Source organism: Corynebacterium sp. HMSC065H09 (genome assembly GCF_001812845.1).
Taxonomy (GTDB): domain Bacteria; phylum Actinomycetota; class Actinomycetes; order Mycobacteriales; family Mycobacteriaceae; genus Corynebacterium; species Corynebacterium jeikeium_D.
Genome location: NZ_KV810573.1, coordinates 1 through 12,816, shown reverse-complemented (window position 1 = coordinate 12,816; position 12,816 = coordinate 1). Strand labels below are relative to the sequence as shown.

12 protein-coding genes are annotated in these 12,816 nt (G+C 58.0%); 9 read left to right on the top strand and 3 right to left on the bottom strand.

Annotated elements, in window-relative coordinates; genetic code table 11:
* The first annotated feature begins 251 nt into the window (after positions 1–251).
* The 7 genes from rpsF to trxA all read left to right on the top strand — a co-directional run bounded on the left by rpsF (position 252) and on the right by trxA (position 6,908).
* Entirely contained in the window at positions 252–539 is a 288-nt protein-coding gene (rpsF, locus tag HMPREF2878_RS00415) for a 30S ribosomal protein S6 (RefSeq protein WP_005511978.1), read from the top strand.
* Positions 540–660: 121 nt separating this feature from the next.
* Complete coding sequence (locus HMPREF2878_RS00410) at positions 661–1,227, top strand: single-stranded DNA-binding protein (protein WP_049170077.1); 567 nt, start codon at positions 661–663, stop codon at positions 1,225–1,227.
* A 100-nt stretch (positions 1,228–1,327) separates the two neighbouring features.
* Positions 1,328–1,780 carry a 50S ribosomal protein L9 gene (gene rplI, locus HMPREF2878_RS00405; RefSeq protein WP_005511982.1) on the top strand — a complete coding sequence of 151 codons (453 nt, stop codon included), beginning with the start codon at positions 1,328–1,330 and terminating at the stop codon, positions 1,778–1,780.
* A 735-nt stretch (positions 1,781–2,515) separates the two neighbouring features.
* A complete protein-coding gene (gene dnaB, locus HMPREF2878_RS00400) occupies positions 2,516–4,108 on the top strand; it encodes a replicative DNA helicase (RefSeq protein WP_049170075.1) in 1,593 nt (530 codons plus the stop codon).
* A 142-nt stretch (positions 4,109–4,250) separates the two neighbouring features.
* Entirely contained in the window at positions 4,251–5,447 is a 1,197-nt protein-coding gene (locus tag HMPREF2878_RS00395) for an acyltransferase family protein (protein ID WP_049170073.1), read from the top strand.
* Between the two features lie 89 nt (positions 5,448–5,536).
* The gene (locus HMPREF2878_RS00390; protein ID WP_016421701.1) at positions 5,537–6,385 is read left to right on the top strand and encodes a fumarylacetoacetate hydrolase family protein; all 849 of its coding nucleotides are present in this window, start codon (positions 5,537–5,539) and stop codon (positions 6,383–6,385) included.
* A 142-nt stretch (positions 6,386–6,527) separates the two neighbouring features.
* Entirely contained in the window at positions 6,528–6,908 is a 381-nt protein-coding gene (trxA, locus tag HMPREF2878_RS00385; protein WP_016421700.1) for a thioredoxin, read from the top strand.
* Between the two features lie 104 nt (positions 6,909–7,012).
* Here trxA and HMPREF2878_RS00380 read toward each other — a convergent pair whose 3' ends face one another.
* Complete coding sequence (locus HMPREF2878_RS00380) at positions 7,013–8,314, bottom strand: serine hydrolase (protein ID WP_070549571.1); 1,302 nt, start codon at positions 8,312–8,314, stop codon at positions 7,013–7,015.
* Positions 8,315–8,475: 161 nt separating this feature from the next.
* Between HMPREF2878_RS00380 and HMPREF2878_RS00375 the strand changes: the two genes are divergently transcribed.
* A complete protein-coding gene (locus HMPREF2878_RS00375; protein ID WP_070429053.1) occupies positions 8,476–9,321 on the top strand; it encodes a PspA/IM30 family protein in 846 nt (281 codons plus the stop codon).
* Between the two features lie 44 nt (positions 9,322–9,365).
* On the opposite strand, the gene HMPREF2878_RS11550 is transcribed toward HMPREF2878_RS00375, so the two are convergent.
* Complete coding sequence (locus HMPREF2878_RS11550) at positions 9,366–9,491, bottom strand: hypothetical protein (RefSeq protein ID WP_255456202.1); 126 nt, start codon at positions 9,489–9,491, stop codon at positions 9,366–9,368.
* Positions 9,492–9,520: 29 nt separating this feature from the next.
* Positions 9,521–11,089, bottom strand: a complete 1,569-nt coding sequence (locus HMPREF2878_RS00370; RefSeq protein ID WP_070549570.1) for an NYN domain-containing protein — start codon at positions 11,087–11,089, stop codon at positions 9,521–9,523.
* Positions 11,090–11,350: 261 nt separating this feature from the next.
* On the opposite strand from HMPREF2878_RS00370, the gene HMPREF2878_RS00365 reads away from it, so the two are divergent.
* Positions 11,351–12,628: an MFS transporter gene (locus HMPREF2878_RS00365; protein ID WP_049193091.1), complete on the top strand. Its 1,278-nt coding sequence runs from the start codon at positions 11,351–11,353 to the stop codon at positions 12,626–12,628.
* Positions 12,629–12,816: the final 188 nt, after the last annotated feature.

Here is a 12,816-nt window from a genome sequence, read left to right as displayed (position 1 = left end):
TTCACAATTCAAAGAGACGCACGCAGTAGCTCTGTGCGTCTCTTTTTATTCGGCGCCCTGACACCGCTTGCCAGTACTGCTTGCCGACGGCGCCTGCGATTAGGACATATACCTCTGCCTGCGGTACCCTGGCAGGGTTGCTTGACGCAACGATCCTCCTGCTGCATAGCGGTTGGCATGAAAGACAGTGCCAGCGCACCACGCTGTGTAGCCGAAATACAAGAACTAGACCATAGGAGGTGATGAGGTCCGTGCGTCACTACGAAGTAATGATTATTATCGATCCGTCTCAGGATGAGCGCACCGTAGGCCCGTCCCTGGAGAAGTACCTCGACGTTGTCCGCAAGGAGAACGGCAAGGTGGAGAAGGTGGACATCTGGGGTAAGCGCCACCTCGCCTACCCGATCGAGAAGAAGGAAGACGGCATCTACGTTGTCGTCGACCTCACCTGCGAGTCCGCAACCGTGCTGGAACTCGACCGTCGTCTGAATCTGAACGACAGCATCCTGCGCACCAAGGTGCTGCGGGTTGATCGTTAATCTGCGTCATATTTGCGTAGCCAGAGTGCTCGAATGGGGCACACCGGTAAAGCGAAAGCCGTAGGATAGCGGGCGAAAGCCCCATCATCAGCTCGACAGAATACAACCGAGGAGAAGAAGCATGGCTCAGGGAGACGTACAAATCACAGTGGTTGGCAACCTGGTTGCTGACCCGGAGCTTAAGTACACCCAGAACGGCACCGCCGTCGCGAACTTCCGCGTCGCGTCGACTCCGCGGGTGTACCGAGATGGCCAGTGGGTTGACGGCGAGGGTATGTTCCTCACCTGCAGCCTGTGGCGTGAGGCGGCGGAGAACGCTGTCGAAAGTCTCTCCAAGGGCATGCGCGTCATCGTCCAGGGTCGTCTGCGCCAGCGCAGTTACGAGACCCGCGAGGGCGAGCGTCGTACCGTCTTTGAGGTTGAGGTCGATGAGGTGGGCCCGTCCCTGAAGTTCGCTCGAGCTCAGGTCACGCGCACTCCACGCAACGGCGGTGGAAACTTTGGCGGCGGCAACCGCAGCCAGGGCGGAAATGCCGGTGGTGGTTTCGGCGGTGGCTTTGGTGGAAACCAGGGCAACCAGGGTGGACAGGGCGATCGCGGTTTTGGTGGCGGAGCTCCTGCGGAAGATCCGTGGAACTCAGCTCCTCCGGCCGGTGGCGGCTTCGGCGGCGATGAGCCTCCGTTCTAAGCTCCTTGCAGCCACGGCACTACGTGACTAGTTTGCAGCAGATTTAGCATCCACAATTCTCATAATCTTTTAAAGACATATCCAGCGAAAGGCAGGGATCATGAAGCTGATCCTCACCGCCGACGTTGACAAGCTCGGTGTCGCAGGCGACATCGTTGAGGTCAAGGCCGGCTACGGACGTAACTACCTGCTTCCTCGCGGACTGGCAATTGTTGCCACCCGCGGCGCAGAAAAGCAGATCGAGGGCATTCGTCGTGCCCAGGAGGCTCGCGCTATCCGCGACCTCGACCATGCACGTGAAGTCAAGCAGAAGATTGATTCGCTCGACAACGTCTCCGTTGCTGTGAAGGCTTCGGAAAATGGCAAGCTGTTCGGTTCTGTCACCAAGGGTGACATCGCCGATGCAGTTCGTAAGGCTTCCGGTCAGGCTATCGACAAGCGCGCAGTCGTGCTTGCTCCGAGCCAGATCAAGTCCCTTGGTAAGCACACCGTTGACATCGCGCTGCACCCGCAGATTACCGCGCATGTTTCCGTACAGGTCGTCGCCGCGTAAGTTCGCGGTTTAGAGTTTTTACTTTGACGGCGGCTGACGAGCACCGCGTTTAAAGACTGCGCGGGCTCTGAGGCCCAATGACAACAGCACACGTGAAGCTCTGATCTTTCGTAGTGAAAGGTCGGGGCTTTTCGTGGTTTAAGGCTGGTTTAAAGCCTTTTACGCAGGTGTTGGAAAGAGCGTCTACGACTTGTCCACAGGCTAACGATGATTGCTGTGGATAAACCTGTGGGTAACTTGCCTGGCTGCCGTGGATAGCTTTTCTGGAGAGCGCGAGATTTTTATTAATTTATCGTTAATAATCTCCGCATGAGCAGCATCGATGCTAACGAGGTAACAGAGGATTACATTTGTGCAGAATTAAGGCAAATACGCACTGACCTGCGTAGATAGAATATTTCCGGGTTGAAACTCCGCTACCCCCGTTAACATTCAAGCGGCGGTTTAGGGTTACGGACCGTTCACCTGGACTTTTCTTGATTGTGCACATGTTCTCCCCAGGCTTGTCCACAGGTGCTGTGGATAACTTCGGGGATAAACACCGTAGAAGATTGTTTTCCGGGGCCTTCAAGGGTACTTTTACAGGTCCGTCAATCCGCTCGAACAGGTATAACTGCGGTAGGTAGTCAGGTGTCCAGTGCTGGCGGTCGGAACAGACATATTGAGTGTGACGGTCAGTCAGCAACAGGGTTGAAAAGGCACCTAAGTGGTCCAGAAGGGGAGGAGCTGCTCACGATGAGTCAGCCTGTAGGTGATGGTGGTCATTCCGGAGCAGGGGACGAGGCGTCCTCCTACTCGGTAAATTCCCACGATGATTCCTTCGATGACGTTCCGCTGCCCCCGGAACCGCCGGTAGAGGATGCGCCACCGGAGGAGTATTCCTTCTCTCAGAGCTCGGGCAACGGATCGTCGGCAAGCGGATCTGGGGCGCGGGACTGGGAGCGAGACCGTGGTCGTGGCGCTCGTGCGAGTGCGGTCGCGGGCGCGACTTTTGAGCGCACGCCGCCGCACAATATCGAGGCGGAGCAGAGTGTGCTCGGCGCGATGCTGCTGAACTCAGAGGTCGTTGCGGATGTGTACGAGCAGCTGACGCCGGAGGATTTCTACCGGCCAGCGCACCAGACGATTTACTCGGCGATTTTGCACCTCTACGGTGAGTCCTCGGAAATTGACCCTATTTTGCTGGCAGGTCGTCTGGATCGAACTGGAGACCTGGAGCGTATCGGTGGTCCGCTGTACCTGCACACCTTGGCCTCCCTGGTTCCAACGGCGGCGAATGCGCAGTTCTATGCCCGCATTGTTGCGGAGAAGGCGACAATCCGTCGCCTGGTCGAGGCCGGCACGAAGATCGCCCAGATCGGCTATGCGGGCGCGGAGGACACGGAGCCGGAGCAGCTGGTGGATGAGGCGCAGCAGCTCATCTTCAGCGTTGGACGTGAGAACACGAAGAATGACTACGTTCCCATCGCCGATGTCCTGGATGACACGCTGGAGGAACTGGATCTTATTACCCAAAACGGCGGTCTGGCGCAGGGTGTGCCGACGGGGATTACCAACCTGGACAAGCTGACGAACGGCCTTCACCCAGGTCAGATGGTGATTATTGCGGCTCGTCCGGGTGTGGGTAAGTCCACGCTGGCGATGGACTTCATGCGTTCGGCATCGATTCGCAACGGCATGACCAGCGCAATTTTCTCGTTGGAAATGTCGCGCAACGAAATCATGATGCGCATCATGTCCGCAGAGGCGAAAATCAACATGGCATCTTTGCGCTCCGGTGACCTGGATGAGCGGGACTGGACAAAGCTGGTCGAGGTCGGCGACAAGATTCGGGATGCTCCGCTGTTTATTGATGACTCGCCGAACCTGACCATGATGGAAATTCGCGCGAAGGCACGTCAGCTGAAGCAGAAGCACGATCTGAAGATGATTGTGGTCGACTACCTGCAGCTGATGAGCTCGGGTAAAAAAGTCGAGTCCAGGCAGCAAGAGGTCTCGGAGTTCTCCCGTCAGCTCAAGTTGTTGGCGAAGGAACTCGAGGTACCGCTGATTGCAATTTCGCAGCTGAACCGTGGTCCGGAAGCTCGCACAGATAAGAAGCCACAGGTCTCGGACCTGCGTGAGTCGGGTTCGCTGGAGCAGGATGCCGATATCGTCATGCTAATTTACCGGCCGGACTCGCAGGAGGCTGACCATGAACGTGCTGGTGAGGCGGATATTATCGTCGCAAAGCACCGTGGTGGACCGACCGGAAGCATTGCTGTGGCCCACCAGCTGCACTACTCCAGGTTCGCCAACCTAGCGGAGGAGCCCAGCGGTTCTCTCTAGGTGCCTGGCCTAGCCACCCAGAATTAGTGCAATCCGGGGGGCTAGGTAAGGTGAGTGACAGTCAATGGGGCGAGTTTTCGTGCGTTGATGGTTTTGAAGGTTTTGAGGGTTACGCGGAGTCGTCGGGAAGCGGGGAAGCACTATGTCACCAACTGCCGCTCCCGTGGCAGCGGAGGCCAAAGCGAAAAGGCAGAAGAGTGCGCCGAAACAGCGCGTCGGTTGGGTAGATGCGGCTAAGGGGCTGTGCATTCTTTTAGTTGTGCTTGGCCATGCCATCACAGAGCTGCAAGCGCACGGTTACTACACGGCGCAGTGGGCGGGGATTAACTTCTTCCTCGGACCAATCCGTATGCCGCTGTTTTTCCTGCTATCTGGTCTCTTTGCCGGCAAGGCACTCAAGGAGTCGTGGCATAAGTTAGCCAATCGCCGAATCTGGGTGATGGTCTATCTCTACGTGATTTGGGTTCCACTGCGTGACTTCGTGCTTTTCCTCATGCCGTATACGCACGTGGATGCCGATGGCATAGTGTCTCCGGCGCCGATTACAGACCATAGCGCGTGGGGGCCGCGAATTTACAACACGCTTCACGCGATCATCGAACCAACTTCCTACCTATGGTTCCTGTGGGCGCTGGCGCTGTTCGCAATTCTCACACGAGCATTCCGCTGGGTACATCCGGTGATTCAGCTCATCGTTACAGGCCTCATTAGTGCATGGGCGCCTTTTGCCTCGTCCAGCTGGTCGTGGGACTTTGTCAGCAAAATGCTGTTCTTCTACGTGCTGGGCATGTACGGCGCGCCCTGGATCTTCCGGATGGCACAGCGTCGCAGTGGTCTCGCACTACTAGTGACGCTGACGGCGTTTCTGTCGGTGGCGATCTGGGTGCAGGCGACCTACTCGAGCTTTAACGAAGGCAACGTCGGCTTCACCCGCGTGTACCTGTCCACCACTGGCGCACTGGCTGCAATCAATATTATGGCGATGCTGCAGAACACTCGCCTAGTTGTGCCTTTTGAAAAGGTTGGCGGCCGAACGCTGCCTATCTTCCTCATGCACATTCCAATGTTGGTTGTGGTCATGATTATTTGTGACCTCATTCTGCCGAAGGACCCACATTTGGTCATCATGACGCCGCTGGTGACTATCATTGCGGCGATGCTGTGTCTTGGTCTGCACAGGTTGCTGCTTGCCATCGGTGCCGGGTGGCTCTTTGTCCGTCCTGTGTGGGTAGTGCGCATGACTACGCCGGGGCAGCGTGCCCTTCAGCGCAGTCAGAATCCTTCTTCCCTGCCTGAAGGCGAGGCTCCGCGGCAGCCTAAGAGCGAACCTGCTTCCTAATTCAGCTCAACAAGGCGGTAGCGTGGAACCGGGAGCCGATCAGGCGGCAGAAGTGACACAGAGAATAGCCATGAAGAAATGAGAAAGCCATGCGTCTAGCAACGTTGCGATACCAGGGTGCAACCCGCGCCGCTGTTCTCGGCGACGGCGTAGCGGTCCTTTTTGATGACCACTGTCTCGGAGATGTGTTAGCGCGGCCAACGTGGCGTCGTGAAGCGGAAGAACTCTTGGCGGAGGCGGGGAACAACCCTGACAACGTCATGGCGGAGAGCGCGTGGGCGTTCGCACCGCTGATTACGCGGCCGGGCAAAATCGTCTGCGTCGGCTTGAACTATGCCGCGCACATCGACGAGATGGGGCACCAGCGCCCCGAGGTGCCAACGTTATTCGCGAAGTTTGCCGATGCCGTCGCCGGTGCGAAGGATGATATCCGAGTGCCGGAGGCCTGCGCGGAGAAGCTCGATTACGAAGGCGAGCTCGCGGTTATCGTCGGCGAGACCTGCCTGCGGGTGTCGGAGGAGCAGGCACAGGACGCTATCGCTGGGTACGCGATTATGAATGACTTCACTCAGCGCGATTTCCAGTACGCTACCGCGCAGTGGCTACAGGGGAAGACGTTGCAGCGCGCCAGTGCTTTCGGGCCGTGGATGCTCACGGCCGATGCTTTCGATGCGGACTCCGCGCGGGTGCGCACATACGTCGACGGAGAGCTGCGCCAGGATGCACCGATTGCGGACCTTGTTTTCTCCCCGGCGAAGTTGATCGCCTACATCTCACAGTTCGTGCAGCTGAACCCGGGCGATGTCATCTCCACGGGAACGCCGGCGGGTGTTGGACACGGCATGAGCCCGCAGACCTACCTTCAGGATGGTCAGGAAATGGTCATCACCATCGATGGCCTGGGTAAACAGGCCAACACTGTCCGCATCAACCACTAGCTCGCGCCGCTTTACGACGTTCCCGCGAACCCGGCGGGAATGAATCGACCCCCGCGTGCGTTGTGGGAGACTAACGGGTAAAAACCTACGTAAAGAACGTGAAGTTAGAACACGACGTTAAAGAGTAAGAGGAGTTAGACCCATGGCAACTGTTGATATTACGAACGAGACTTTCGCTGAGACTATTCAGAACAACGACATCGTGCTCGTTGATGCCTGGGCATCCTGGTGCGGTCCGTGCCGCCAGTTCGCCCCGATTTATGAGAAGGCTTCCGAGAAGCACTCAGAGGTAGTGTTCGCAAAGCTGGACACCGATGCCAACCAGGAGGTTTCGGCAGCCCTGGGCATTCAGTCGATTCCGACGCTGTTTGTTTTCCGCGAGGGAATCCTGCTGTTCCAGCACTCTGGTGTGCTGCCGGAGGCCGCCCTGAGCGATCTGGTTGGCCAGGCTTCGGAGCTGAACATGGATGATGTCCGTGCGCAAATTGCCGAGCAGGCCGCACAGGATAGCGCTACCGAGTAAACTCTGCGGTTCAGCCCGCATACTGTGCGTTTTCCGACTTGGAGCACTTCCGCGTAAGCCCCCGCGCCTGAACTAGCCCTCAAGCGCGCGGGGGCTTTTTGTATCTAGTCCGCGCGCTGGCCACGAATGAGCCAGCCAATACCAAAGCCAGCGAGTGCTGCTACTAGCGCCCACAGGGCTGGAGCGACTTTGTTTGAGTCCTCCTCAATCGACAGTGGTGCGCTGGTGCGGGCGTGCTTTGTCTCCTTCTCACCTGTTGGCAGAACCTGCCCGTCTGGGAACACGTGCTTGACAGCTTCGGTGAGTTCGTTGGCGGTCAGGTTTTTGCCCAGAACCGCGATAGCGTAACGGTCATCGTCGCCAAGGAATCCGGCAGTGGTGTGCTGCTCTTCGTACCAACCGGACTTGTTGGCAATCGTTTCCTTCGGTAGCGCTGCACGCAGACCGAAGTTCTGGTCTGCATCGCCGTAGGAGTAGCGCGGCAGTGAGTACATCAGCTGACGCATGTATTTGGTCTCCGTGTCGCTCAGCCCGCCTTCTTCGCTCAGCATCCGGTCAAAGTAGGCAACCATGTCGGCTGGCGTACTGGTGGTGGCTCCCCACATAGGTGAGCCGACAGTCTTATCCGAGAGGCCGTAGCGCTGTCGGACATTGTCAACGATGCGTACACCGCCGTAGGAATCCCACAGCTCGTCAGTTGCTTCGTTGTTGGAGTATCGAATCATGTCGTCGCGCAGCATGGCGTCGGGGTTGCCCTCAACCGGCATATCACCCTGGCCAGCGACAATCTCGCCCTTCTTCGGCTGCGTGTAGTTGGAATAGGCCACAACGTCGGCGACGAATACCTTCATCAGGCTGGCGAGGCGAAAAACATCATCACAGTGTGAGTTGCAGATGAACTCACCGGTCTGGCGATCCAGAATGCCCATGCCGAGCATGCCGCCCTTAGCGTCGAACTTCTCAGTCACTTCGTCGAGACGAGTTTGCACGCCAAGGCCCCACTGGGTCTTCGCCCCTGGCACAAGTGGGGGAAACTCCTTCGGCTCACTTTTCACAGTGCTTTCCGACGGCTCCGTCGAGGACGTTTCCGATGTCGGTGAAGAGGTTTTCTCGGTCGACTTCTCAGCCGACTGTTCCGCCGACTTCTCTGCGGTTCGCCCTGTGCTCTTCTCGGGAGCCTTTTCAGTTGGCTTTTCGGTGGTCTTCTTGGTTTTTGCGTCGGAGGGCTTAGCCGGCTCCGTTGACGATGGAGCTGCTACGACTACCTGCGAAAATGCACCGGTATCGGTGGAGTCAGCAGTTGCGGTGACTGTCGCGTTAGCCAGCGGCGCAGTTGCTGACAGAGTAATTACCGCGGCGAGACTCGCGGCCAGTCCGCGGTACGTGCGTTGAGGGCAATGAACCATGTTTAGAGAGTTTACAACTCTGGGGGAGTCTTGCTTGTCGGTAACCAGCTCTTTCCGTTTGCCGAGAGAGAGCGAGCTAGCTCACGTACAATTTTTTAAGAGATGGAATCTTCTCGGTTCCGATTAGTTATTCCGCATATGTTGAGGAAGGTTGGATTTGCATGGCTAATCCATTTGCCAAGGGCTGGAAGTACATGATGTCTTCGTTCGATAAGAAGATCGAGGACAATGCGGATCCTAAGGTTCAGATTGCACAGGCAGCTGAGGCCGAGCGTCAGCGCCATCAGGAGATTCAGCGTCAGGCTGCGGCTATCATCGGCAACCGCAATCAGCTGGAAATGCAGCTGGGGCGGTTGACCTCTGAGCGTGACAAGATTACCGAGAACACCCGGCAGGCACTCGCCAATGCGGATCAAGCTCGTGCCAAGGGCGATGAGGCCACTGCACAGAAGATGGAAAGCACTGCTGAGGTGTTTGCCACCCAGCTGGTGAATGTTGAAAAGGAGCTGGAAAATACTACGCAGCTCCACCAGCAGGCCGTATCTGCTGCTGAGGAGGCACAGCGTCAGGCGCAGCAGTCGCAGGCTCGCTACGAGCAGATTAAGCAGGATATCCGCAAGCTGGAGTCGCAGGCCGATCAGGCCAAGATGCAAGAGACCGCGTCGAAGACTCTCCAGAGCATGCAGGGTATTTCCGAGGATCCGAATGTGCCGACTTTGGATTCGGTCCGTGAGAAGATTGAAGGCCGCTACGCCAATGCGTTGGGCGCTCAGGAGCTCGCGGAATCCTCACAGGCAGGTCGTATGGCTGAGATCGAGACTTCGACTCGCGATGCCGCTGCTGACATGCGTCTGGCCGAAATTCGTGCCCAGATGAATAATGAAAACGCTGCTCTCGAATCCGGTTCTGCCGCGAAGGATAACGCCGGCGAGCTGGAGGCCGCCGAGTCCGCCGAGTCCGTTGAGGCCGTTGAGGACACCACAACGGACGCAGACGAAGCGAAGTAGCGTTCACCAGTTGCCAACAATCGTCAACAAGAAAGTGTCGGGGTTTATGTCAGTTTGAGCGGGAAAAACCACCCTAAACTGACATAAACCCCGACACTTTCTCGCACCAGCAGCGCCAGCAGCGACAGTAGCGCCAGCAGCGACAGTAGCGCCAGCAGTGCTGAAGCCACCGAAACTGCCGAATCCGTGAGGCGCGCTATTACTCCAATTCGCCGTTCTTCCGCGCGAGCAGCACTCCGCGGATACCGGCGTGGAAACCATCGCGCAGATTGACGCGCTGCGTCTCCGTCAGCGTGTATTCGTGCAGGGTTTCGCACGCAAACTGCAGCAGCGGACGATCAATGTCCGGTGGCAGCCCACCACCAGAGAGCAAGTGGGCACTATCGCGCGCCTGCTCGTTTGCAATATTCTCGTACCACCAGTTCGCGTACTGCTGTCCCACATCGAACGGCGTCTGAAAACCCGCGGATGCCCACACCTCGTTCGGCAGGGGCACGTATCGACTACGCAGCTTCCTCCTTGGCGCCATCATCGAAGGATTCGGCCGCGGGCTTGGTTTCGGCGTACTCGTGTTGGCACCGTCTTCGCTTGTCGACGACTCCGTCGCCGACTCCCCACTGCCGGTTGCAGTCGACGACGCGGAATCGGAGGCAGACGCGCCTGCATGCTCGGCTCCGGTGTTGTTCACAGTGTCGTTACCAGCCCCACTGCCAGTGTTGACTGTCGCGCCGGGCATGGTCGCTGGAGAAGGCTGTGCTGGCTGCGTTGGCTGCGCTGGTGAGGCAGCCGAAACGCCCGAAGCAGCGGAATCCACCCGTGTAGCTTCCGAACCGCCGGTGCGCTCTACCTCAGCGCGGTGCTCAGCCTGCGCCGGGATTTCCCGGGCACCCATCTTGGCCGCGTGCTCGACCTCGTTGAACTTCGGCGAGTCGGCCTTGGCCGTCGGCGTGGCTGCGGCATTGTCTTCGCTGCGACAGTCGGAGTCGCTGTCAGCCGTGGGGGATGGCACAACGCGCTGGTCCTGCGGAACCTCCGGAGTTCCGGCCTCCGGCGAAGCAGCGTCACCGTCGGCGGCGGAGGGAGTGTTCTCCGTGCCGTCGTCAAGCGAGCCCTCGCCCGGAGGAGTGATGCGCGTATCCGGCACGCAGGTAGCGCCGAGATCTTCGATTGGTTCGGCATCGCCCAGCGGCTTATTCGTGCGGACGACCGGTGGGATTGGGCCTTCGAGGACATTGAGCTGCATGGCGTCGGCGAAGTCCTCGCGGGGATCGAGGATTGTCGTCGAATCGCAGGCATGGCGAAGTGCACCGGACATGGAGTCCCAGCCGAAGCCGTAGAGATGCACGCGCACACCGGCAGCCGAAGCTTCGGCGACGCCGGGCAGCATGTCCGCATCGCCCGAGACCAGCACGATATCGGAAACTTGGTTGCGCAGGCCGGCGACAACCATGTCTGCGACGAGCCGAGTATCGACGGCCTTCTGCGTCCGTCGGTCACCCCATTCAATGAGTTGACCTGCGCGCAGCTGCACACCATCGATCGTGCGCAGTGAGCGCTGGTAACGATGCGGCCCCGACTCCGGGATGCCGTCGTACCAAAGTTGCCGCTGAACTGGCTGGTTCAGCTGCTGGTTAATCATTCGGTCAAGGACACTAACTACTTCTCTAAGGTCGATTTCTAATTGCCCGCGGGCTCCGGTTTCCCACGAGTTGTAAAAGCTCGCCAATAAATATGACGTATCGACGAACACCAATGTGCGTTCAAGCATGGCTCCTAATTCCTGATTCTTTATTAACTAAATAAGCAAACCGGTTACATCGACAAGGATGCCCGAATAATTCATTCTATGCGCTAAACATGTTTAACTTCAGGGACTATTCTTAATAAGCCGCATCACTTTGACCGCTCTTCGCGGGTTGGCAGGAGTGCGAGTCGACGAGAAGGCACCGATCAATTTAGGTATTGACGTGCAAAGAAATCGCCCCGCGAAGAGTACGACCACACAGGAGAAGGGGAGTTACAAACAGGTATGAGACGCTGGTTCGGCCTATTGGTTCTCATTACTGTGTTGGGACAAGCGGTTTTCAACGGCGGTCGCGTGCTGCTTTCTTGGCGAGTCCTCGATTTTGGCGGTTCCGCCGCCACCGTCGGCTGGTTCACTGCCGCATTTTCACTTGTACCTCTTATTATTGCGCTTCCCGCCGGCAAGCTTGTCGACAGTCATCGCGCCACCGAAGTCATGTACTCCGGTCTCGTCGCCACTGTCATTGCTGCAGCAGTAATGGCGCTCTCGCCCAACCTACCTATTCTTCTGCTCGGCTACGTGGCCCTGGGTTTTGCCCACATGACCACGCTCATCGCCGCTCAAGGCATGGTTTCGCACCTGCGTGGCGGCGTCGCCGGGCTCGATAGCCTCTTTGCTTATTTCACGCTCGGGATCTCCGTCGGGCAGTTCCTCGGCATCGTCGGTGCAGGTCTGCTCACTCCCAACCACGACGGCAGCGCCATGACCGCCACCACTTCCGCACTCTGGACGATGACGGGAATCGGCGCGGTCGCCCTGATCATCGGCTGGCCGGTCGCAACTGCTTATCGACGGCACGAAGCGAATGCAGCCGCCGAAGTGCAAGCTGCTAGCTCAACTGAGCAATCCCCGGCGTCGACTGTTAGCGACCGCAGCCGGATGGACAAGAGGCGGCCGGCGCAGGCCGAAGCCAGCGGCGCATCGGTCCTAAGCATCCTGCGTATCGACGGCATGTCCAGCGCCATGGTTGTATCAATTGCGGTCATCGTAGCCATTGACCTGTTGACGGCATATGTGCCGGTGCTGGGACGCGAACTGGGCTTTAGTGTTGCCGAGGTGACGGCAATCCTTGGTGCGCGTAGTGGCCTCGCGATTATTTCCCGAGCCCTCATGCCGACTGTTTTGCACCGAGCTAATCGCAATCGAGTCCTTATCATTGCAGTTTGTGCCGGTGTCCTGCCGCTTTTGGCAATGCCGTGGCTACAGAGTGCGTGGCTGATGGTTGTCGCGGTTGGTATCTGTGGCTTGGCATGGGGTTTTGTCATGCCCATGTCAATGACGTGGGTGAGCTCCCTGGTGGATGCCGAGGTGCGCGCTCAGGCGCTATCCATCCGACTGATGGGTAACCGCTTGGCGCAGGTCATCCTGCCGCCGGTTGCTGGTTTGGGTGCTACCGCGATGGGTGCAGGCAGCGTGTTTCTGGGTGCGGGTGCGCTGATGGGGGTCGCGTCTGCCACTGCTTGGCGACGACTCGCAGGTGACAAGGCGGCTCTGACTAAGTAATTGGTCGATTTCTGAGTTGCTGAAAAGTAGCGCCCGAGCCGTAGGAAGGCTCAAATCTGGCGTACAGAGTTAACTAAAGTGATTCGTTTTCCAGGTTCTACCAGCGGATTCGCTTAAATGGGGGCATGTGTGTAATGTATCTGGAGGTCAGCGCGGCCAGGCAGTTTATGTGTTTGGTTGGCTGATGT

What these genes read in the sequence shown, in the direction of transcription:
- HMPREF2878_RS00410 (WP_049170077.1), top strand. Translation starts at nt 661, where the DNA reads ATGGCTCAGGGAGACGTACAAATCACAGTGGTTGGCAACCTGGTTGCT.
- rplI (WP_005511982.1), top strand. Translation starts at nt 1,328, where the DNA reads ATGAAGCTGATCCTCACCGCCGACGTTGACAAGCTCGGTGTCGCAGGC.
- dnaB (WP_049170075.1), top strand. Translation starts at nt 2,516, where the DNA reads ATGAGTCAGCCTGTAGGTGATGGTGGTCATTCCGGAGCAGGGGACGAG.
- HMPREF2878_RS00395 (WP_049170073.1), top strand. Translation starts at nt 4,251, where the DNA reads ATGTCACCAACTGCCGCTCCCGTGGCAGCGGAGGCCAAAGCGAAAAGG.
- HMPREF2878_RS00390 (WP_016421701.1), top strand. Translation starts at nt 5,537, where the DNA reads ATGCGTCTAGCAACGTTGCGATACCAGGGTGCAACCCGCGCCGCTGTT.
- trxA (WP_016421700.1), top strand. Translation starts at nt 6,528, where the DNA reads ATGGCAACTGTTGATATTACGAACGAGACTTTCGCTGAGACTATTCAG.
- HMPREF2878_RS00380 (WP_070549571.1), bottom strand. Translation starts at nt 8,314, where the DNA reads ATGGTTCATTGCCCTCAACGCACGTACCGCGGACTGGCCGCGAGTCTC.
- HMPREF2878_RS00375 (WP_070429053.1), top strand. Translation starts at nt 8,476, where the DNA reads ATGGCTAATCCATTTGCCAAGGGCTGGAAGTACATGATGTCTTCGTTC.
- HMPREF2878_RS00370 (WP_070549570.1), bottom strand. Translation starts at nt 11,089, where the DNA reads ATGCTTGAACGCACATTGGTGTTCGTCGATACGTCATATTTATTGGCG.
- HMPREF2878_RS00365 (WP_049193091.1), top strand. Translation starts at nt 11,351, where the DNA reads ATGAGACGCTGGTTCGGCCTATTGGTTCTCATTACTGTGTTGGGACAA.